This is a genomic window from Aliivibrio salmonicida LFI1238 (assembly GCF_000196495.1).
In the GTDB taxonomy this organism is placed as follows: domain Bacteria; phylum Pseudomonadota; class Gammaproteobacteria; order Enterobacterales; family Vibrionaceae; genus Aliivibrio; species Aliivibrio salmonicida.
Window position 1 is genome coordinate 525102 of the sequence record NC_011312.1, and the last position, 18919, is coordinate 544020.

An 18919-nucleotide genomic window follows, 5' to 3' on the forward strand; every position below is an offset into this window, starting at 1 on the left:
AGTAAATGAAAGCATGTAAAATCATCGTTGGGTTAATGGTCGCTTCTTTAGCAGGTTGTTCAATGGGCCATCGAGATCCAACGGAGATCAAACAAACCTTAGATCAATCTATTAATGATAATGGCGGTCAATTATTGGATGATCTACCTGCTTCAATACAAGCCGATTTAATGCCTGATTTAAACTCATCAACGGTGTCAATTGATGAGCCCGTAAAACGATTTAGAATCAAAGCGAATGGCGTGAGTGCAAAAGCCTTTTTTACAAGCTTAGTAAAAGGCACAGAATACAGTGTGATATTGCATCCTGATGTCAGCGGTCGAATTACGATGAACGTAAATGAAGTGACGTTGGATGAAGTACTTCGCTCTGTTGAAGATCTTTATGGTTATGAAATCATAAAATCAGGCAAGGTATTGCAAGTTTATCCTGCGACGATCCGCACCGAAACGATCCCCGTTGATTATTTACAATTAACACGTAAGGGTCGTTCTTTAACGACAATCACTACAGGGTCGATTACAAATTCAGACAGTAACTCATCGAATAGTAATGATAGTTCTAATTCGAATAACTCATCGTCTTCGTCATCTTCCTCCTCTGCTACTGGTGGCACTGAGATAGAAACAACGAGTGAAAGTGATTTTTGGAAAGAACTAGAAAAAGCCGTTTCAGTCATGATAGGTAATGGTTCTGGGCGAAGTGTCGTTGTATCACCTCAAGCAAGTGTGATCACTATTACGGCCTCTCCTGATGAATTGCGTAAAGTGAAACAGTTCTTAGGTATTTCACATAAGCGCTTACAGCGTCAAGTAATCCTAGAAGCTAAATTATTAGAAGTGACACTCAGTGATGGTTACCAACAAGGTATTAATTGGTCTAACTTAACGGCTGCGGTTGGAGGCACTGATATTGTTTTTGGACAAGTCCCAGGAACAACCGCCGGAGTTCTGCCTGGTATGGATGCTATTGGATCATTATTGGGCGGACAAACCAATATTACGGTTTCTGATGGTAATTTTTCAGCTGTATTAAGTTTTATGGATACTCAAGGGGATTTGAATGTGCTTTCAAGCCCGAGAGTGACGGCTGCCAACAACCAGAAAGCCGTGATCAAAGTGGGTCGTGATGAATACTTCGTCACTGAAGTCTCTAGTGTAACTGGCAATGGTGATAATTCGAATGCATCACCAGAAGTGACATTAACGCCATTTTTCTCTGGTATTTCATTGGATGTTACGCCCCAAATTGATGATAAAGGGAATGTGATGCTCCACGTTCACCCATCCGTTATCGATGTTGAAACAGAAACAAAGATCATCGATTTAGGTGATGTTGGAGGGGTTCTTGAGCTACCGCTGGCCAAAAGCTCTATCCGTGAATCTGATTCTGTTATCCGAGCAAAAAGCGGAGATGTCGTTGTTATTGGTGGATTGATGAAATCACAAACGGTTGATCAAGTATCAAAAGTTCCGTTCCTTGGTGATATTCCTGTTCTTGGGCATTTATTCCGAAATGTCAGTCAATTAACGACTAAAACAGAGTTAGTTATCTTGCTTAAGCCAACGGTTGTTGGGGTTGATACATGGCAAGAAGAGTTAGAACGCTCACGTGATCTTTTGCAAGAATGGTTTCCTGACGAGTAATCGATAGATTATGTATGAATCCCATTTTGGGCTGAAGCAGCTTCCATTTACGCTTACGCCAAACACATCGCTTTTCCATGGATTGTTGCCTCATTATGAAGCAATTCAAACCGTGTTATCTGCGATATCAATGGGAGAGGGAGTCATCAAAGTAACGGGCGAAATTGGCACTGGAAAAACACTAGTCTGCAGAATGCTAATGAATCAGCTGCCGAGTAATGTTGAGTTACTTTATTTGCCTAATCCTGTGATGAATGGACATGAATTACGTCAAGCGTTAGCAAAAGAGTTAAGGATTGAACAGCATGGAGACGATATTGCTTTAACGGATCGTATTCATGAGAAAATTATAGAGTTACAAGCACTAGGAAAAACAGCCGTTGTTTTTCTTGATGAAGCTCAGGCATTAAGTGATGAAGCATTAGAAACCTTACGATTGTTTGGCAATTTAGAAACCGACTATAAAAAATTATTACAGATAGTGTTGTTTGGTCAGCCCGAATTAGATGAAAGATTACAGCAATACCATTTAAGACAACTTCGTCAACGAATTACGTTTTCAGCCACATTAAGACCATTAACTATGAGTGAAACGGTGGCTTATATTCGTTTCCGAATGACTGAATCTGGGTGTGAAGTGAATCCTTTTTCATTGACTCAAATGAAAGCTATTTGGCGAGCGACAACAGGGGTTCCGCGGTTGATTAATCAGGTATGCCATAAATCATTGTTAATTTCGTTTTCTGAGCAGTTAATTATCGTATCTTCTCGTTCTGTTTTTAGTGCCATTAAAGATACAACAGACACAATGAAACCTACCTATTATTTCCCTAAGTTTTGGGGTTGGAGAAAAGCGTGAGTGTCACCAATAAAGCTCTATTGAATATCACTAAAGCAAAATCAGATGTTGAGAATACATCGACGATTTCGCCTGCGATAGTGCCAAATATGGAATCAAGATTTAAAGCGCCTTTCTTTTTTGCTATTGGTTTATTAAGTTCAATTTCAGTTCTCGGTTGGGCTACGTTAAATAACGAGCCAACACCGGTTACGACTCCCATCGCTAATGATGCAGCGGTCGTTGAGTTAGCCTCCAATTCTCCGACAAAAAACAGCACACCTGAATCCGTCAGTTCGATTTATTTATCTGAAAGCCGTGATAAAACGGAAAAGCAGGCAGCAAAAATAACGACTCCAGTGCCGACTGCAATTATTAAGACGGCATCAACAGCAGAAAAACCAACAGTAAAGAATGAAAATACGGTACCAGTCATTTCTACTAAGCAGAACGTTAAGTCTGAAAGTGATGCATTTTATGTCGAAGAAGTTGAGTTGTTACCTTCTGAATTAGCAGAGAAAAGTAGATCCGCAGCGAGAAAAGCACTTGATGAATCGGATTTTAAACAAGCCATTCTTGAGTACTATACCGTACTTAAATATCAGCCAAGAGATGACGATTCACGTAAGAAGTTAGCTGCATTACTCTATGGTAAGCATCAAGTGAAAGAAGCGGCGGTCGTTTTGCAGCAGGGAATAAAGCTAGATAATGACAGCGTGACTTTGCGTTTAGCGTTGGCAAGTTTATTACAAAGAGAAGAGCAGCCAGAAGCGGCGTTATCTGTTGTCGAATACATTCCTTTAGAAGCCTCTATTGATTATTTAGCCACGCGTGGTGGGTTAGCTCAACAATTAAAATTTATCGATTTAGCAAAAGAAAGCTATCAAATGCTCGTCAATAAAGACCCTGATAATGGTCGTTGGTGGTTAGGTCTTGCCATTGTTTATGAGAGAGAAGCAGAGATTGATAAAGCTTATGATACTTATCAATCAGCATTGATTAAGCCGGGCTTATCCCGCTCATCTCAAGTGTTTGTTCGAGACCGAATTAAGTTATTAGAGACAATGAAGGAAGTGAATAATGCGTCTTAAGTTAAGAAAAAGACTTGGTGATCTATTAGTCGAAGAAAACATTGTCTCAGAAGCACAGATAGAACAAGCGCTGGCTGCGCAGAAAAAAACGGGACGTAAACTTGGCGGAACATTAATCCAACTTGGTTTTTTAACTGAGAAACAAATGCTGACGTTTTTATCTCAGCAGTTAGATGTGCCATTAATTGATTTAAATCGTGCCGATATTGATGCCGCGGCCGTACATTTATTACCAGAAGTTCATGCTCGTCGATTACGAGCGTTAGTGGTAAGTCAGCAGGGTAACACTATCCGTGTTGCAATGAGTGATCCCGCAGATTTATTTGCTCAATAAGCACTTTTTTCACAGCTTCAGCAATACAATATCGAAATGGTTATCGCATCAGAAAGGCAACTGGTTGATAGCTTTGATAGCTTTGATCGCTTTTATCGTCGAACCAAAGAAATCGCCTCTTTTGCTGAGCAACTTCAATCTGAACATAAAGAAAATGACGATTTTAATTTTGGTATCTCAGATAACGACAACGACGAAGTTACCGTTGTAAAACTGATCAATTCTTTATTTGAAGATGCGATTCAAGTTGGTGCGTCGGATATTCATATTGAACCGGATGATAAAGTCCTTCGTTTACGTCAACGTATTGATGGTGTGCTGCACGAAACATTATTAAACGAAGTTAATATTGCCTCTGCACTGGTTTTACGTTTGAAGTTAATGGCGAATTTGGATATTTCTGAAAAGCGATTACCTCAAGATGGTCGTTTTAATATCAAGACGCGTGGTCAATCCGTTGATATTCGTTTATCAACCATGCCAGTTCAATATGGTGAATCAGTCGTGATGCGTTTATTGAACCAAACGACAGGTATTCGTGAATTAGAATATTCAGGGTTACCTGATCATCTCTTGGTTCGATTACGTAAACAACTTCGTCGTCCGCACGGTATGATCTTGGTTACCGGACCGACTGGTTCTGGTAAAACAACGACGTTGTATGGCGCATTAAACGAGTTAAATCAACCAAGTAAGAAAATAATTACAGCGGAAGATCCAGTCGAGTACCGCTTACCTAGGATAAACCAAGTTCAGGTTAATCCTAAAATCGATTTAACCTTTGCGAAGATTTTAAGAACCTTCCTACGTCAAGATCCTGATATCATTCTGATTGGTGAAATGCGTGATCAAGAGACGGTAGAGATCGGGTTACGAGCTGCATTAACAGGTCACTTAGTATTATCTACTTTGCATACGAATGATGCAGTGGACAGTGCATTGCGAATGATGGACATGGGAGCGCCTGGGTACTTAGTTGCCAGTGCTGTTCGTGCGGTATTGGCACAGCGATTAGTTAAAAAGATCTGTACTGAATGTTCAGGTGAAGATGCAGTAGATGAACCTCGTAAATTATGGTTAGAAGCTCGATTCCCAAATCAAGCCTCAGTGCCATTTAGACGTGGGCATGGTTGTCAGAATTGCAATTTAACCGGTTATCGTGGCCGTATTGGTGTATTTGAATTATTAGAATTAGATCAGCCAATGATGGATGCGTTACGCGCTAATGATGCCGTTAGTTTCTCACATAAGGCCAGAGAAAATAAAGAATATAAGCCATTGCTCGCTTCTGCGATGGAGTTAGCAATGAATGGCATCATCAGTCTTGATGAAGTTATGATCCTTGGTGAAGGGGACAATGCCGCCTCTCATCAGCCAATATTGATGTAAGGCGTTAATAATGGCGATGTTTAAATACAGTGGTCGAAATGCACGTGGCATACAAGTGTCTGGTCGTGTTGAATCGGTTTCTCAAGAAGGGGCTGCTGAGCAATTGATGAATGAAGGGATTATCCCAACCTCCATTGTTGCGAGTAAGTTTGGCTCTTCATCAAGTACGTTAGATTGGAAGAAATGGTTTCAACCTAATATTCCTTTAGATGTATTAGTGATTTTTTGTCGTCAAATGTACAGCTTAACTAAAGCGGGTGTGCCGCTATTACGTGCAATGAATGGGTTATCACAAAACAGCAGCAATAAGATATTAAAAAAAGCATTGGACGAAGTAACCAGTGACTTAACCAATGGCCGCAGTTTGTCTGTGTCTATGCAGCAGCATCCTCATGTGTTTAGTTCACTTTTTGTCTCTATGATTCATGTGGGAGAGAATACGGGTCGTTTAGATCAGGCTCTGATGCAGTTAGCGAGCTACTACGAACAAGAAATGGAAACACGTAAGCGAATCAAATCTGCCATGCGTTATCCTATTTTTGTTCTGAGTTTTATCTTACTGGCGATGTTTGTATTGAACGTTAAAGTGATTCCACAGTTTACGAGTATGTTTGCTCGCTTTGGGGTTGAACTGCCTTTACCTACTCGAATATTAATGGCGACATCCAGTTTCTTTGTTAATTATTGGCATGTGCTAATCGCCGCAATGGCGGGGGCATTTTGTGCTTTTCAAGCTTGGATTAGTCGAGATGACGGAAGAGAAAAGTGGGATAAGTTTCGTTTAAAGGTGCCAATTGTGGGAGATATTGTCACTCGGGCACAAATGTCGCGTTTTTCTCGTACCTTTGCATTGATGCTTAAATCGGGTGTTCCATTGAATCAATCGTTAGCGCTTTCTGCCGAAGCACTAGGAAATAAGTATTTAGAAAATCGTTTATTAGAAATGAAAAACGGCATTGAATCGGGCACCAGTATGTCGGCAACTGCGGCGCAAAGCGGTATTTTCACTCCGCTTGTTCAACAGATGATTGCGGTTGGTGAAGAAACTGGACAAATAGATGATCTCTTACTGGAAGTCTCCGATTTCTATGACAGAGAAGTCGATTATGATTTAAGAACATTAACCGCCAGAATTGAGCCTTTACTTTTGGTTGTTGTGGCCGGAATGGTCTTAATTTTAGCGTTGGGTATTTTCTTACCAATGTGGAATATGTTGGATGTAGTGAAGGGTTCATAATGGTGTCATCGTCCCGAATTATGTGGGGGACAATATTCGTTATTCTGTTAGCTACGATTATGTGGCAATGGAATAAAATGGAACCCGAAGTTGAAAATGCAGCCTTGATTATGACAAGTCGAGATATATTGTCATCGGCAAATGAATATAGAAATTATTGGGTAGTGAGTGGAGAACCAGCATCAATTCAGAAAGAGGGAATTAATGTTCAATTCTCTGCATTAGGCTGGCCGATTGTTTTTAATGATGGGAAGCTTGATTGCCGAGCTTGGTTAACTCTGTTATTACCTGAGAAGAAAACGATTTACACAGATAGCATAACAATAACTCATGAAATAAAAGAAAGTAATTACAACCGTTGTAACTATGGTATAGCGGATGGTAAAATGATTTCGGTTATGTTAATTAATGACATCTTTAAAGTTAACGTTATTTTTTCTGAAACGAAATAAAGTTAATGATTTTTGACGAGCGCTGTGTTTTTTTTTGTATAATCCCTTACAATTCACGAAGAAAATAAGATAGAGAGAAGCATGATTATGAAGCGTCAAAAAGGTTTCTCACTGGTTGAGCTAGTGATCGTTATTGTTGTTATCGGTTTGCTGGCGACAGTGGCGTTACCACGATTTTTAGATGTCAGTCTCGAAGCGAAAAAAGCGAGTGTTGAAGGGGTTGCAGGTGGTTATGCAACTGCTGTACTCTCCGCAAGAGCGCAGTGGGAAGCAGAAGCGAGACCTAAAATTGACGGTTATAATGCAGTAAGTTATGACGGAACTGAGTTCTGGCTAACGGATCCTTCTCAAGCAAATCAGTCTGATTTTCGTCCGGGTTACCCGATGGCACCAAGAGAAGATTTAGATGGGGCAACAACAGGCGGTTATCCTTCAGAATTAACATCGAAAGAATGTATTTTATTAATGGAAATGTTATTACAAAATGCCCCTTATGTAACCGATGATGCTAAGGATGAAAAAGCGAAATATTTAGCGGAAATTATTACTGATAATAGCCGTAAGCAATGTAAATATACTCAACAAGAGAATGAAGGGCACTTCTTTACTTATGAACCAGAGAGTGGCCGAGTTGTAGTTACCTTACAATAATAATTAATTTAAATACCAATGCAGGGTTATTTATTGATCGTGCGTTGGTAAGTAAATAAGTTTTAAATATATCAATGTGTATATATTCGATTTCATAATAATGGTGCCCCCTTTAAGTACCATCAAATTTATAATAAATAGAGAGCAGTAATATGAAAAGACAAGGTGGTTTCACCCTTATTGAGTTAGTAGTTGTTATCGTTATCCTAGGTATTCTTGCTGTAACGGCGGCACCTAAATTTTTAAATCTTCAAGGTGATGCTCGTAAGTCATCTTTACAAGGGTTAAAAGGCGCAATGGCAGGGGCTTCAGGTATCGTTTATGGTAAAGCGGCGATTGAAGGTGTTGAACGTGGAGATGCTAGTGGTGATAGTAAACTAGCGGATGGTACTACGTTAAAATATGGTTACCCTACAGCTGATAATAATGGAATTGAAAGTGTTGTAGTTGGTTTAGCTGAAGATTGGAGTCGTGCTTCTGTTTCTGGTGCATCTTCACTTCTTGTTGGTTTTAAAGTATCTGGAGCAACAGAAACTACTATCAAGGCTACTAAGTGTTTCGTAACTTACAATGAAGCAACTGCGTCTTCTGCTGTTACGACATTAGTTACTGATGATGGTTGCTAACCTTATAGTTATTAGTGATATTTAAAAAAGCTAGCGATATCCGCTGGCTTTTTTATCTTTTACCTATGAAATAAAGCGGTTAAGTAGTCTTTTTTACATCATTAATTTAAATACCAATGCAGGGTTGTTTATTGGTCATGGGTTAGTAAGTAAATAAGTTTCAAATATATCAATATGTATATATTCGATTTCACAATAATGGTGGCAGCTTTTAAGTTCCATCAAATTTATAATAAATAGAGAGTAGTAATATGAAAAGACAAGGTGGTTTCACCCTTATTGAGTTAGTAGTTGTTATCGTTATTCTAGGTATTCTTGCAGTAACGGCGGCACCTAAATTTTTAAACCTTCAAGGTGATGCACGTAAGTCGTCTTTACAAGGATTAAAAGGCGCAATGTCTGGCGCATCAGGTATCGTTTATGGTAAATCGGCTATCAATGGTGTTGAAGGTGCTATATCTGGTTCTGTAGACTCTATTGATGTTGCATTTGGCTACCCTACTGCAACTTCAGCTGGTATTGCTACTGCTGTTGTAGGACTAAGTGACGATTGGACTTCTTTCCCTGACGCAACTACTACACCAAAATCTTATGTATCTACATTTAAGAAAGATACATTATCTGACGTTTCAGAAATAAGAGCGACTGAATGTTTTGTTGAGTATAAAGAAGGAGTATCAGGAGCAGCACCAATTATTACTGTTGATGACGATAAGTGTTAATACTTATACTTGATTAATTTAAAGCCAGCGATCTCCGCTGGTTTTTTTGTATCTAAAACTAACATTTACTCGCTATCTTTCTTAATTCAATTATCCTAGTAACAGGCGGCAATAAGGTAACGGGTAATGAAAGTTCCACGTATTAAATTACAGCAAATAAAACGAATAAAAATCAATGGATTTACATTAATTGAATTAATAGTCGTGATCGTACTATTAGCGATTATTGCTGCTTATGCATCGAGTAAATACATGGGAGTGAGCCGTTTTTCGTCGGCCGCCGCACAAGAACAAGTCATGTCTATTTTACGTCAGATCCAAGTCGCTTCAATGCAAACCAATATCCCGATAAATGAGACCAGTAAAGATGGGGTAGATGAGTGTCGAATTCTACATCTCGCTTCAGATAAATTTGGCGTATCGCAAGCATGCCAAAATCAAAATATGAACAGTGCGGTGTTGTCTGATTATTCAAAAGAGACAAATCAACAACAACTCGAATTAATGAAATTAAGTTATGAGTTTACTAATAGTGATGGTGCTATTTCGATATCTCAATTGTCATTTGATTTATTAGGACGACCTATTATTCCACTTTCTTCTGCTACCTCTTCTTTATGCTCAGGGGAGGATTGCCGAATAACGATAACAACCTCTTCGTCTAATGAAAGTCGCTCTGTATGTATTAATGGTGAAGGCTTTATTTATCGCTCAATTCTGGATGAAGGCTGCGGATTATGAAAGGCTATAAATACAATCAACAAGGGTTAACGTTGATTGAATCTGTCGTTGGCATTGTGATTCTTGGTTTTGCTCTTTCTATCTTAGTGTCAGGCGTATTTTCTTCATCAGAGAAATCACATAAGGCCACATATGAAGCTCAAGCGGCGGCATTAGGCCATTCAATTATGACGGATATATTAAGTCGTCAGTTTGATCAACATAGTGATCCTAATGGTGGGCTATATCGTTGTGGTGAAAAAAATGAAAGCAATACTCTTATTCCATGCTCAGTGACGTTAGGTCGTGATGGCGATGAGCAGAATGTCTCTGTAAATGCCAGTGTCTTTAATGATGTCGATGATTTTATTGGTTGCTGGGGAAAGGCTGAGTTATGCAGCTCAAATGGGTTAATTAACTATGATTTTGATAAGCTTATAGCGTCGGATAGTGCTAACGAATATAAAAATTTCACTGTTGAAATACAGGTTAATTATGCAAATGTAGATGGTGGCTCTTCTGTCTCGCCACCATATAAAAAAATAGATATCACCCTTTATGCGAGTCAGCATGCCAGATATACCTTTAGTGCCTATAGAGGTAATTATTGATGAACCGGCAACGTGGTTTTACTTTAATTGAACTGATACTAACCGTCGTGGTAGTGGCTATTGTCGCTATGGCGGCAAGCAATACCTTATTACTTGGATTTCAAAGCTACAGCACCAGTATCGATCGTCAGGATACTCAAATGCAGGCTAAATTTGTGATTGAAAAATTCAGTCGAGAATTACGCCATGCTGTGCCCAATAGTATAGATGCATCAAATGGGGGCGAATGCGTTAGCTTTGTTTCTATAGAGGCGAGTGCGTTTTATCTGTCTCTTCCTCTTGTGGGAGAAGACAGTATTGACACCGTCATCATGTCGACGAATTTTTTGGATCTTGATAATACAAGATTAACGATAAACCCGAGTACACAAAAGGATCTTATTGAGGCGAGCAGTTTAAGGTATGTTTCTGTTAACTCGGTCTCGATGTCTTCTGGTGTATCAACCATCAATTTTTCATCAAATAATAATCCTGCTTTTATCTCTAATTCAACGTCTGAGCGGGCATTTTTTTATCAGCCTGAAGTGATTGAATATTGTATTCAGGATAATGGCGTGTATCGCTCACGTATTAACGCATCTGGTGATCGTGTTTCAACGGTTCAACTTGCCAATCAGGTCAGCAGCGGTAAATTTGAGTTTGAAAGTGCCTCAATGCATCGAAACAGTACCGTTCGGATGGTGTTAGCTTTTACTAATGGTCTCGATGAAGTAACTCAATATCAACATGATGTGCAGGTGATGAATGTTCCATAACTACGCAAAGCAGAGTGGTAATATATTGATATTATCAGTGATTATTATGGTTGTTGTTGGTTTTCTTTCGTTAAATTTGTTGAAGGTCGAAACGAGTAATCACGATGCGGTTTCTAAAGAAGTGTTAGGAACGCAAGCGTGGTTTTTAGCATACTCAGGAGCTGAGTGGGGATTAGTTCAACTGTTCCCTATTGGCGTTTCAGGTGCGGATTCTAGTCTATGTGATGAAGAGATACATCGACCTAATATGGCATTAAATAACAGTGGTTGTTCAAGTGAACCTGAAGTGGTTTGTGTTGCCACGCCTGTGAACCATTTAGGTGAAGTGATTACGTATTTTAAAATCACGAGTACGGCTGTTTGTGGCTCGGGAATAAACCAAGTAGCACGAATTCAAGAAGTTTGGGCGAAGGAGATAAATTGATGAAAACTAACATGAAATACTTGTTTTTTGTTGTTTCAATTTTTATAGTAAATACAGCTTGGGCTGATTCTTATATTTCTTGTAACGTATCGAGTGAACATGATTTTTCGGTTAAGTTTACCATTAATGATAATGGGGATGATCTTTATGTAAAGAATGCTCGTCATCGACATGTAGAGCGTTTGTGGTCAGTGGAATATCAAGGTTCTATAATTTATGATCACTTAATTAAAGAAGATGAAACCTACTATTTAGCTTTGGATTATGAATATTCCGGTAACACAGAGGATCCTAGTATAGTTACTTATTACAAAAGTAGAGATAATATTAATTGGTATGAATTTGAAAAAAAAGAGGTGAATTTTCATGCTAAATTGGGACTGAATATGAAAATATTTGCGGAGGAGGATGAGGATATAATCTCATTGTCTTGCTCTAATTCTTCTTTTAATCCAATTCCTGATATTAATTATAATCCACAGTTTGAATTTGGACGATTGAGCCCTTCTGAATGCCCAATTGATGATAATGGTAACGTTAATTGTACGCTTACATTTAAAAATGAATATGATCCGAATAAACCACTCCCTCTTGTTTTTGTTATGCCTACTATTGATTTAGAAAATAGCGAAAAATTAAGTTCGATTACAGAGTTGCCATCATCGCTTAAAGTGACCGATGTTACCCATGAAAATGTGAAAATAACGCAAGTAATCGCCCCAAATAATAAAAAATCTAAAAGGGTTACTTTTAAGCCTGCTCCAATGACTGAAATTGATTATTTTGTTATTGAGCCGGGTGTATTAGAACTGACTAATGGTTCAAAAATTGTTGCGAATTCATTGTTTACCTCAACGACAATCTCTCAAGGTGATAGCGAAGGTAATACTGGAGATGTTATTAATTTTACACAATATGGATTGTCATCAAATTTTACTGAGTTGCCGGGGGTATTAGTTGAACCTCAAACTGAAAATAACTCAATGGCGTGGGTAACTGGTTATGCTGGTGATGTTGGGGTGGATCAATTTCGTTTAGCTTTGGAAAGATCTGAAGTAAGAAATCATAATGTAATAAGTAACAATGAAAAAGTAGCTTTCGTTGCAGGAGAAGGGGCGGGTTTTGTTAATGGTAAAAAGTTTTGGCTTGGGCAGGCGGAAACTAAAAATACGATTAAAGGAGAAACTGATAAAATTGTTAACCCGGTAATTAAAGGGTGTACATCTGCTTATACTGATATATCAGAAGGTAATTTTGATAGTCCTCCAATCTTAGTCGCAACGAAAAACTCTCGAAATGGGGGGAATGGAGGATGGCTTCGCCGTTGTGATCTTCAGAAAGATAAGGTTTCTTTTATCGTTGAAGAGGATATGGATAAAGATTCAGAAAGGGCTCATGCTGCTGAAAAAGCAGGTTTTTTATGTTCGAAGAGCCTAGAGTATCCCCTGTGTGTGATTTATTCCCAAGCCCAGTTCAAACGTGGAAAGGCAATAGTCAAGCGAGCTTAATGATCGCTAATGGAGCTGAAATTTTAGGGGCGCCGTTGGTTTCTGGAAACCGTTTTGTTGGTTTTTTAGCTCAGGATATTAATGACGATAATAATAAAATAGCTTGTGACGGCAGTGAATGCTTTTCTGAACCAGGGTTAATGATTAATCAGTTAGTATTGGAGTCTTTTAGGAAGCCAACCGCTGGGTTTGAAAGGATTATTATTCAAAGTGGTGAAACTGAAATCTATCAATCAAACGAATTAATGGGCTCTTTAACTATTAATAATAATGGTAAAGCTATTTTTAAAACCGGTACGTACTGGATTGATAGTATAAATATTCTAGGTAAAATTGAAATTCCTAGTGGGAACGAGGTTATTATTCATACCAAAGGGTTTGCATTGAGTCATAATTCCTTTTTTGGAGGTATAGACCAAGGCCAATTAGTGGTTGCGGTTCACGACTTATCATACTCTTATAATGTTGACACTATTCATGATTGGGTCGATTTAGCCAATAACTCTAATTTTAAGGGATTATTGTATAGTGAGAAAAATGTAGAGATTAGTAATAATGCTACTTTAACAGGAGCAGTTACGGCCTCTATTATTAATCTTCATCCAAATACTCAAATCATTGGTTCAAACCAATGCTTTGATCCTCCTAAAAACTACACACTAAAAATTACTCCAAAAATCGACTACAGTTTAACTTGTGAACGTATTCCTGTGACTTTCACCGTTGAAGATGATAACGGCCCAGTTTCTGGATTCAATAAACCTTTTTCTGCAGTAATTAATGCTAAAGATAATGGTATTGCATGTTGGTCTATATTAGAGAATAAATCAGTTGCTGCTGATTGTTCAATTAAAGGCTCAACATTCATAAATGGTGAAAAAACACTGTACTTAGGTAGCTCTGATTTGGATGTTTTTGATGTAACTGCGTCATCTGATGGTTTAAATGAAACAACCAAGGAGCATTTTGAATTTGTACCATTTAAATTTAATGTTAATACGGTAAAGGTAATCGCGAATAAACCGCAGTCTTTTGATGTGTCAGTTCTTGCTTGTAATGATGGTTCTCCTGATGTTGTTCAAGATTATAGTGGTAACAAAGTATTAGATGTATCACCGTATATCTTAGATGCACCTAACTCAAATGAAGGTATCCTAACGGATTTAGAATTAGCCGGTAGTACAAACCCAAGCGAAATAGACCTGACTTTCAATCAAGGCGTAGCCACAACAAGCCTAACCTATCAGGAAGCAGGTTCTGTCCATTTTACCTTGAGTGATCCAAGTTTTACCTGTCCTGTTGGTTTTGATTGTAATGATTATCCTGTTGATTCTGGTTTATTATCAACAGTCGTAAATGTTGAATCTCGCCCTTGGAAGCTTGCTGTTTGTAGTGATATATCTGTCGATGGAGATAGTTCGGGAGGTTCTGCATTTATTGCTGCTGGTGAAAGGTTCTCTGTAAAGGTGAAACCAGTGAGATTTGGTACTGCAACTGATTTATGTCAGCTACCAGTGACTCAAAATTTCTTTAAATCATCCGCTCCTTTTTCATCTATATCTCCATCATACGAGTTAAGTACTCCAACTGCTGGAGTTAAAGGTACCTTAGCTCCGTTAGCTCCTATTAATAATGATGTTTATGTCGATGTAGGTAGAGATAGCTATTACGAATTTAATAATATGACCTATTCAGAAGTTGGAAGTCTTTTATTTAAATCTGAAGCTTTAAGTCCTATTTTTTATGATGGGATTCAAGGAGGGATTGAATTTGGTGAGCTTTCTATCGGTCGTTTCTATCCTGCTTATTTCACCATCACAGATACTTTATGGGATTACCCTAAAAGGCAAGGTTCTTCAGAGGGAACTTATGCCTATATGGACCAGCCTTTTGAGGATGTAACTTTTGAAGTGACGGCCTATTCTGCTCGTGGTTCAACAGCGACTAACTATGGCTTGTTTGATACAAACTTAAAAGCGAGTTTCGAACTCACTGGTGATTATCATGAGCGATTGAATATTGCACCTTCTGACTTAGATAATACCCATTGGAGTAATGCCACTTGGGAAGCGCCAGATCTTTCAAATAGTGTCATTTGGTCAAGAAAAAGTGCATCAATGTTAGCGAGTAATGTAACAACAACTGCTGATGGTCCATTTAATGAGGGCGTTAATTCGATAACGACTGCGTTGAGCTTAGCAATAAATGGAACTGATCCCGTTTCTTTTGATAAAAACCAAACAGTAGTAGATCAAGAGTTATTATCACAACCAGACGTTCGCTATGGGCGAATGGTATTAGACAGTGTTGGAGCAGCGGTAGGCCAGAGTGTAATGATTCCATTACGTGTTGAGTATTGGAATGGTACTGGCTTTGTGATTAGCGATAGTGATAATGCGACAACATTTAATGGCGCTAATTATTGCAAACAAACGATCTGGCCAGATCCGAGTTCATCAAGTAACTCTGCCTTATCTGGTTCTAATCTCAGTGGTATTGATTCAGGCATTGATAGACGCAATTTAAAAGCCATCGCTGATACCAATAATGCGACTTTGCGTGAGCAGGTGCGCTTTTGGTTACGTTTAGCATCTATCTCTCCACAAGTGGGTAAAGCGAATGTTGACTGCTCAGAAGAACCGAGTTCATCTCAACCTTGGCTTCAATATAATTGGCGAGGCAAAGGTGATGAAGATCCATCAACCGTGGTGACGTTTGGTATTTACCGTGGGAATGACCGCATCATATTTCGCGGTGAAAGTAACATTATTGGTACTTCTAACTAAAAAATGAATAAAAATCCTGATTTGCTTCAGGATTCTGTAGCAATGCCTTGCTGATTAGGCTAGGCATTGGTACATTTAGATATATTTATCTTATTATCACGCTTTCAGGAAATACGAAGATTATGTTTAAGAAACTTCGTGGCATGTTTTCAAACGATCTTTCAATCGATCTAGGTACTGCCAACACACTTATTTATGTAAAAGGTCAAGGCATCGTTCTTGATGAACCTTCTGTTGTTGCTATTCGTCAAGACCGTAATGGTTCAGCGAAAAGCGTAGCGGCTGTTGGTCACGAAGCAAAACGAATGCTAGGTCGTACTCCTGGTAATATTTCTGCTATCCGTCCAATGAAAGATGGCGTTATCGCTGACTTTTACGTCACCGAAAAAATGTTGCAACACTTCATTAAGCAAGTGCACGACAACAGCTTCTTACGTCCAAGCCCACGCGTTCTTGTTTGTGTACCTTGTGGTTCTACGCAAGTTGAACGCCGTGCTATCCGTGAATCAGCTCAAGGTGCTGGTGCCCGTGAAGTCTTCCTAATTGATGAGCCTATGGCTGCTGCTATCGGCGCTGGCTTACCGGTATCTGAAGCGACCGGTTCTATGGTGGTTGATATAGGTGGTGGTACAACAGAAGTTGCCGTTATCTCACTGAACGGTGTGGTTTACTCATCGTCTGTTCGTATTGGTGGTGACCGTTTTGATGAAGCGATCATTAACTACGTACGTCGTAACTACGGTAGCCTTATTGGTGAAGCGACGGCTGAGCGCATTAAGCACGAGATCGGTTCTGCATACCCTGGTGATGATGTCCTTGAAATTGAAGTACGTGGTCGTAACCTTGCAGAAGGTGTTCCTCGTAGCTTTACACTAAATTCAAACGAAATCTTAGAAGCGCTTCAAGAGCCTCTTTCTGGTATCGTTTCAGCAGTAATGGTTGCACTAGAACAGTGTCCACCAGAACTAGCATCTGATGTTTCAGAACACGGCATGGTATTAACGGGTGGTGGTGCACTACTTCGTGATTTAGACCGTCTTTTGACTGAAGAAACTGGGATCCCAGTGGTTGTTGCAGAGAATCCATTAACATGTGTTGCTCTTGGCGGCGGTAAAGCATTAGAAATGATCGATATGCACGGTGGCGATCTCTTTAGTGACGAGTAATAATAATAACGGGTGAGTGGATATGACTCCAATCTTTGGTAGAGGTCCCTCTCTACAGCTTCGCCTGTTTATTGCTGTAATGGTATCGGCTAGCCTTATGTTAGCCGATAGTCGTTTAAATGCCTTTTCTGACATACGTTACCTATTAAATAGTTTTGTTTCTCCAATTCATTATGCGGCGAATCTGCCTCGTACTATGTTTGATGGCATGTATGAGCGTTTCAATAGCCGTAATGCACTCATGTTTGAAAATCAGAAACTCAAACAAGACATGTTTATACAAAACAGCAATTTATTGTTGTTGGAGCAATTAAAGCAAGAAAATAGTCGATTACGTGATTTGCTTGGTTCCCCTTTTATTCGTGATGAAAAAAAGTTGGTGACAGAGGTAATGGCTGTGGATTCTGCACCCTATACCCACCAAGTAATGATAGATAAAGGCCAAGTTGACGGTGTCTATGAAGGGCAGCCAGTTATTAGTGATAAAGGTATTGTTGGGCAAATTAACTACGTAGGTGCACATAATAGTCGCGTGCTGTTGTTAACCGATCCTAACAATGCGATTCCTGTACAAGTAGTTCGAAATGATATTCGTGTTATTGCATCAGGAAAAGGTAATTTAAATTTAATGCAACTTGAGCATATACCAACAAATACTGATATTGAAATTGGTGATTTATTGGTGAGCTCAGGTTTAGGTGGGCGATATCCTGAAGGGTATCCTGTCGGTTACATTTCTAGTATAGATAATAATAATAAACGCCCTTTTGCATCGATAGAATTAGAAACTGCGGTTGAATTTGATAAATTAAGATATTTATTACTCGTATGGCCAACAGAAATTGAAGGTAAGATAAAGGAAGTGACTAATGACGAGTAGTCATCTTATGCGTGGAAGAGTCATTATTTGGCTCTCTTTTTTGATCGCATTAATATTACAGGCGGCACCTTGGCCTGGAACATTAGAAGTATTACGACCTTCTTGGATCATATTAGTGACTTTCTATTGGGTATTAGCATTGCCTCATCGGGTTAATGTTGGTACTGCCATGATACTTGGGATCTTATGGGATCTATTACTTGGCACAACGCTTGGTATCCGTGGAATGACGATGGCGATTTTGGTCTATCTGGTTGCTGCGAATTTTAAGTTGTTGAGAAACCTTGCTCTTTGGCAACAAGCTGCAATCTTCTCAGCATTAACGTTACTGGGTAAACTCTTAGAATTTTTAGGCGAATTTTTAGTTCATGATGTGTCATTCAACGGACATTTTTTATGGGCGGGCGTGTTAAACTTTATTTTGTGGCCTTGGTTATTTTTATTGATGCGTAGAGTTCGCCGTCATTGGTCTATTCGATAAGGAAGTAAAATGTCGAATCAATTATTTTTAGCATCTGGTTCTCCACGTAGAAAGGAACTGCTGCAACAGTTAGGGTATCAGTTTGAGATAGTTACTGTTGACGTTGAAGAACAGCATCAGTCTCATGAATCCCCTTTAGAATATGTTGAACGATTATCTAAAGATAAAGCTCAAGCGGGTTTGCGTGTAGTCGAACAAAATAAAAATACAATTGTCCCAGTATTGGGCTCTGATACTATTGTTGTAATCGATGGTGTTATTTTAGAAAAACCAACAGATTTTGAAGATGCTAAGAGAATGCTCTTGGCACTGTCTGGTCGTCAACATCAAGTTATGACTGCTGTCACCCTTATGACTCCTGAAAAAACAAGAACCAAAACAGTAATTACTCAGGTGTGGTTTAAAACACTCTCAGAACAAGAAATTAAAACGTATTGGGAGAGTGGAGAGCCTTGTGATAAAGCAGGTTCGTATGGCATTCAGGGTAGTGGTGGGCGATTTGTCTCACGTATTGATGGCAGCTATCACGCTGTCATGGGATTGCCATTGATGGAAACCGATCAGCTCTTACACCAATTTTTGTAAAAATTAGTGAGGTGCTC

At 39.0% G+C, this 18919-nt stretch carries 18 protein-coding genes and 1 pseudogene; all 19 read left to right on the forward strand.

What is annotated here, in order from left to right; genetic code table 11:
- The first annotated feature begins 5 nt into the window (after window positions 1-5).
- The 19 genes and pseudogenes from mshL to VSAL_RS02760 all read left to right on the forward strand — a co-directional run bounded on the left by mshL (window position 6) and on the right by VSAL_RS02760 (window position 18902).
- A complete protein-coding gene (gene mshL, locus VSAL_RS02670; protein WP_012549283.1) occupies window positions 6-1646 on the forward strand; it encodes a pilus (MSHA type) biogenesis protein MshL in 1641 nt (546 codons plus the stop codon).
- A 10-nt stretch (window positions 1647-1656) separates the two neighbouring features.
- A complete protein-coding gene (locus VSAL_RS02675) occupies window positions 1657-2505 on the forward strand; it encodes an ExeA family protein (RefSeq protein ID WP_012549284.1) in 849 nt (282 codons plus the stop codon).
- Window positions 2502-3575 carry a tetratricopeptide repeat protein gene (locus VSAL_RS02680; protein ID WP_012549285.1) on the forward strand — a complete coding sequence of 358 codons (1074 nt, stop codon included), beginning with the start codon at window positions 2502-2504 and terminating at the stop codon, window positions 3573-3575. Before VSAL_RS02675 ends, VSAL_RS02680 begins: the two co-directional genes overlap by 4 nt.
- Window positions 3565-5298, forward strand: a pseudogene (locus VSAL_RS02685) (GspE/PulE family protein). The gene VSAL_RS02680 and the pseudogene VSAL_RS02685 overlap by 11 nt, the downstream one beginning before the upstream one ends.
- 10 nt (window positions 5299-5308) lie before the next feature.
- Window positions 5309-6535 carry a type II secretion system F family protein gene (locus VSAL_RS02690; RefSeq protein ID WP_012549286.1) on the forward strand — a complete coding sequence of 409 codons (1227 nt, stop codon included), beginning with the start codon at window positions 5309-5311 and terminating at the stop codon, window positions 6533-6535.
- 20 nt (window positions 6536-6555) lie between these two features.
- Window positions 6556-6987: a type IV pilus, mannose-sensitive hemagglutinin protein MshF gene (locus tag VSAL_RS02695; protein WP_231850871.1), complete on the forward strand. Its 432-nt coding sequence runs from the start codon at window positions 6556-6558 to the stop codon at window positions 6985-6987.
- An 87-nt stretch (window positions 6988-7074) separates the two neighbouring features.
- Window positions 7075-7638, forward strand: a complete 564-nt coding sequence (locus VSAL_RS02700; RefSeq protein ID WP_085941833.1) for a prepilin-type N-terminal cleavage/methylation domain-containing protein — start codon at window positions 7075-7077, stop codon at window positions 7636-7638.
- A gap of 152 nt (window positions 7639-7790) precedes the next feature.
- Entirely contained in the window at window positions 7791-8264 is a 474-nt protein-coding gene (locus VSAL_RS02705; RefSeq protein ID WP_012549289.1) for a type II secretion system protein, read from the forward strand.
- A 251-nt stretch (window positions 8265-8515) separates the two neighbouring features.
- The gene (locus VSAL_RS02710; RefSeq protein WP_012549290.1) at window positions 8516-8986 is read left to right on the forward strand and encodes a type II secretion system protein; all 471 of its coding nucleotides are present in this window, start codon (window positions 8516-8518) and stop codon (window positions 8984-8986) included.
- A gap of 126 nt (window positions 8987-9112) precedes the next feature.
- The gene (locus VSAL_RS02715; RefSeq protein WP_012549291.1) at window positions 9113-9727 is read left to right on the forward strand and encodes a type II secretion system protein; all 615 of its coding nucleotides are present in this window, start codon (window positions 9113-9115) and stop codon (window positions 9725-9727) included.
- Window positions 9724-10317, forward strand: coding sequence for a type IV pilus modification PilV family protein (locus VSAL_RS02720; RefSeq protein WP_012549292.1), 594 nt, complete (start codon window positions 9724-9726; stop codon window positions 10315-10317). Before VSAL_RS02715 ends, VSAL_RS02720 begins: the two co-directional genes overlap by 4 nt.
- A complete protein-coding gene (locus tag VSAL_RS02725) occupies window positions 10317-11072 on the forward strand; it encodes a PilW family protein (RefSeq protein ID WP_012549293.1) in 756 nt (251 codons plus the stop codon). Before VSAL_RS02720 ends, VSAL_RS02725 begins: the two co-directional genes overlap by 1 nt.
- Window positions 11062-11496: a hypothetical protein gene (locus VSAL_RS02730; protein ID WP_012549294.1), complete on the forward strand. Its 435-nt coding sequence runs from the start codon at window positions 11062-11064 to the stop codon at window positions 11494-11496. Before VSAL_RS02725 ends, VSAL_RS02730 begins: the two co-directional genes overlap by 11 nt.
- A complete protein-coding gene (locus VSAL_RS02735) occupies window positions 11496-13004 on the forward strand; it encodes a hypothetical protein (RefSeq protein WP_044583178.1) in 1509 nt (502 codons plus the stop codon). The genes VSAL_RS02730 and VSAL_RS02735 overlap by 1 nt, the downstream gene beginning before the upstream one ends.
- Window positions 12917-15790, forward strand: a complete 2874-nt coding sequence (locus tag VSAL_RS02740) for a DUF6701 domain-containing protein (RefSeq protein ID WP_129546015.1) — start codon at window positions 12917-12919, stop codon at window positions 15788-15790. The genes VSAL_RS02735 and VSAL_RS02740 overlap by 88 nt, the downstream gene beginning before the upstream one ends.
- Before the next feature lie 122 nt (window positions 15791-15912).
- A complete protein-coding gene (locus VSAL_RS02745) occupies window positions 15913-16956 on the forward strand; it encodes a rod shape-determining protein (RefSeq protein WP_012549295.1) in 1044 nt (347 codons plus the stop codon).
- Window positions 16957-16978: 22 nt separating this feature from the next.
- Window positions 16979-17836, forward strand: a complete 858-nt coding sequence (gene mreC / locus VSAL_RS02750; RefSeq protein ID WP_012549296.1) for a rod shape-determining protein MreC — start codon at window positions 16979-16981, stop codon at window positions 17834-17836.
- Complete coding sequence (mreD, locus tag VSAL_RS02755; protein ID WP_012549297.1) at window positions 17826-18317, forward strand: rod shape-determining protein MreD; 492 nt, start codon at window positions 17826-17828, stop codon at window positions 18315-18317. The genes mreC and mreD overlap by 11 nt, the downstream gene beginning before the upstream one ends.
- A 9-nt stretch (window positions 18318-18326) precedes the next feature.
- Window positions 18327-18902, forward strand: a complete 576-nt coding sequence (locus tag VSAL_RS02760) for a Maf family protein (RefSeq protein ID WP_012549298.1) — start codon at window positions 18327-18329, stop codon at window positions 18900-18902.
- The last annotated feature ends 17 nt before the right edge of the window (window positions 18903-18919 follow it).

Coding starts and splice junctions, on each gene's coding strand:
- mshL (WP_012549283.1), top strand. CDS start 6: ATGAAAGCATGTAAAATCATCGTTGGGTTAATGGTCGCTTCTTTAGCA.
- VSAL_RS02675 (WP_012549284.1), top strand. CDS start 1,657: ATGTATGAATCCCATTTTGGGCTGAAGCAGCTTCCATTTACGCTTACG.
- VSAL_RS02690 (WP_012549286.1), top strand. CDS start 5,309: ATGGCGATGTTTAAATACAGTGGTCGAAATGCACGTGGCATACAAGTG.
- VSAL_RS02695 (WP_231850871.1), top strand. CDS start 6,556: ATGTGGGGGACAATATTCGTTATTCTGTTAGCTACGATTATGTGGCAA.
- VSAL_RS02700 (WP_085941833.1), top strand. CDS start 7,075: ATGAAGCGTCAAAAAGGTTTCTCACTGGTTGAGCTAGTGATCGTTATT.
- VSAL_RS02705 (WP_012549289.1), top strand. CDS start 7,791: ATGAAAAGACAAGGTGGTTTCACCCTTATTGAGTTAGTAGTTGTTATC.
- VSAL_RS02710 (WP_012549290.1), top strand. CDS start 8,516: ATGAAAAGACAAGGTGGTTTCACCCTTATTGAGTTAGTAGTTGTTATC.
- VSAL_RS02715 (WP_012549291.1), top strand. CDS start 9,113: ATGAAAGTTCCACGTATTAAATTACAGCAAATAAAACGAATAAAAATC.
- VSAL_RS02720 (WP_012549292.1), top strand. CDS start 9,724: ATGAAAGGCTATAAATACAATCAACAAGGGTTAACGTTGATTGAATCT.
- VSAL_RS02725 (WP_012549293.1), top strand. CDS start 10,317: ATGAACCGGCAACGTGGTTTTACTTTAATTGAACTGATACTAACCGTC.
- VSAL_RS02730 (WP_012549294.1), top strand. CDS start 11,062: ATGTTCCATAACTACGCAAAGCAGAGTGGTAATATATTGATATTATCA.
- VSAL_RS02735 (WP_044583178.1), top strand. CDS start 11,496: ATGAAAACTAACATGAAATACTTGTTTTTTGTTGTTTCAATTTTTATA.
- VSAL_RS02740 (WP_129546015.1), top strand. CDS start 12,917: ATGTTCGAAGAGCCTAGAGTATCCCCTGTGTGTGATTTATTCCCAAGC.
- VSAL_RS02745 (WP_012549295.1), top strand. CDS start 15,913: ATGTTTAAGAAACTTCGTGGCATGTTTTCAAACGATCTTTCAATCGAT.
- mreC (WP_012549296.1), top strand. CDS start 16,979: ATGACTCCAATCTTTGGTAGAGGTCCCTCTCTACAGCTTCGCCTGTTT.
- mreD (WP_012549297.1), top strand. CDS start 17,826: ATGACGAGTAGTCATCTTATGCGTGGAAGAGTCATTATTTGGCTCTCT.
- VSAL_RS02760 (WP_012549298.1), top strand. CDS start 18,327: ATGTCGAATCAATTATTTTTAGCATCTGGTTCTCCACGTAGAAAGGAA.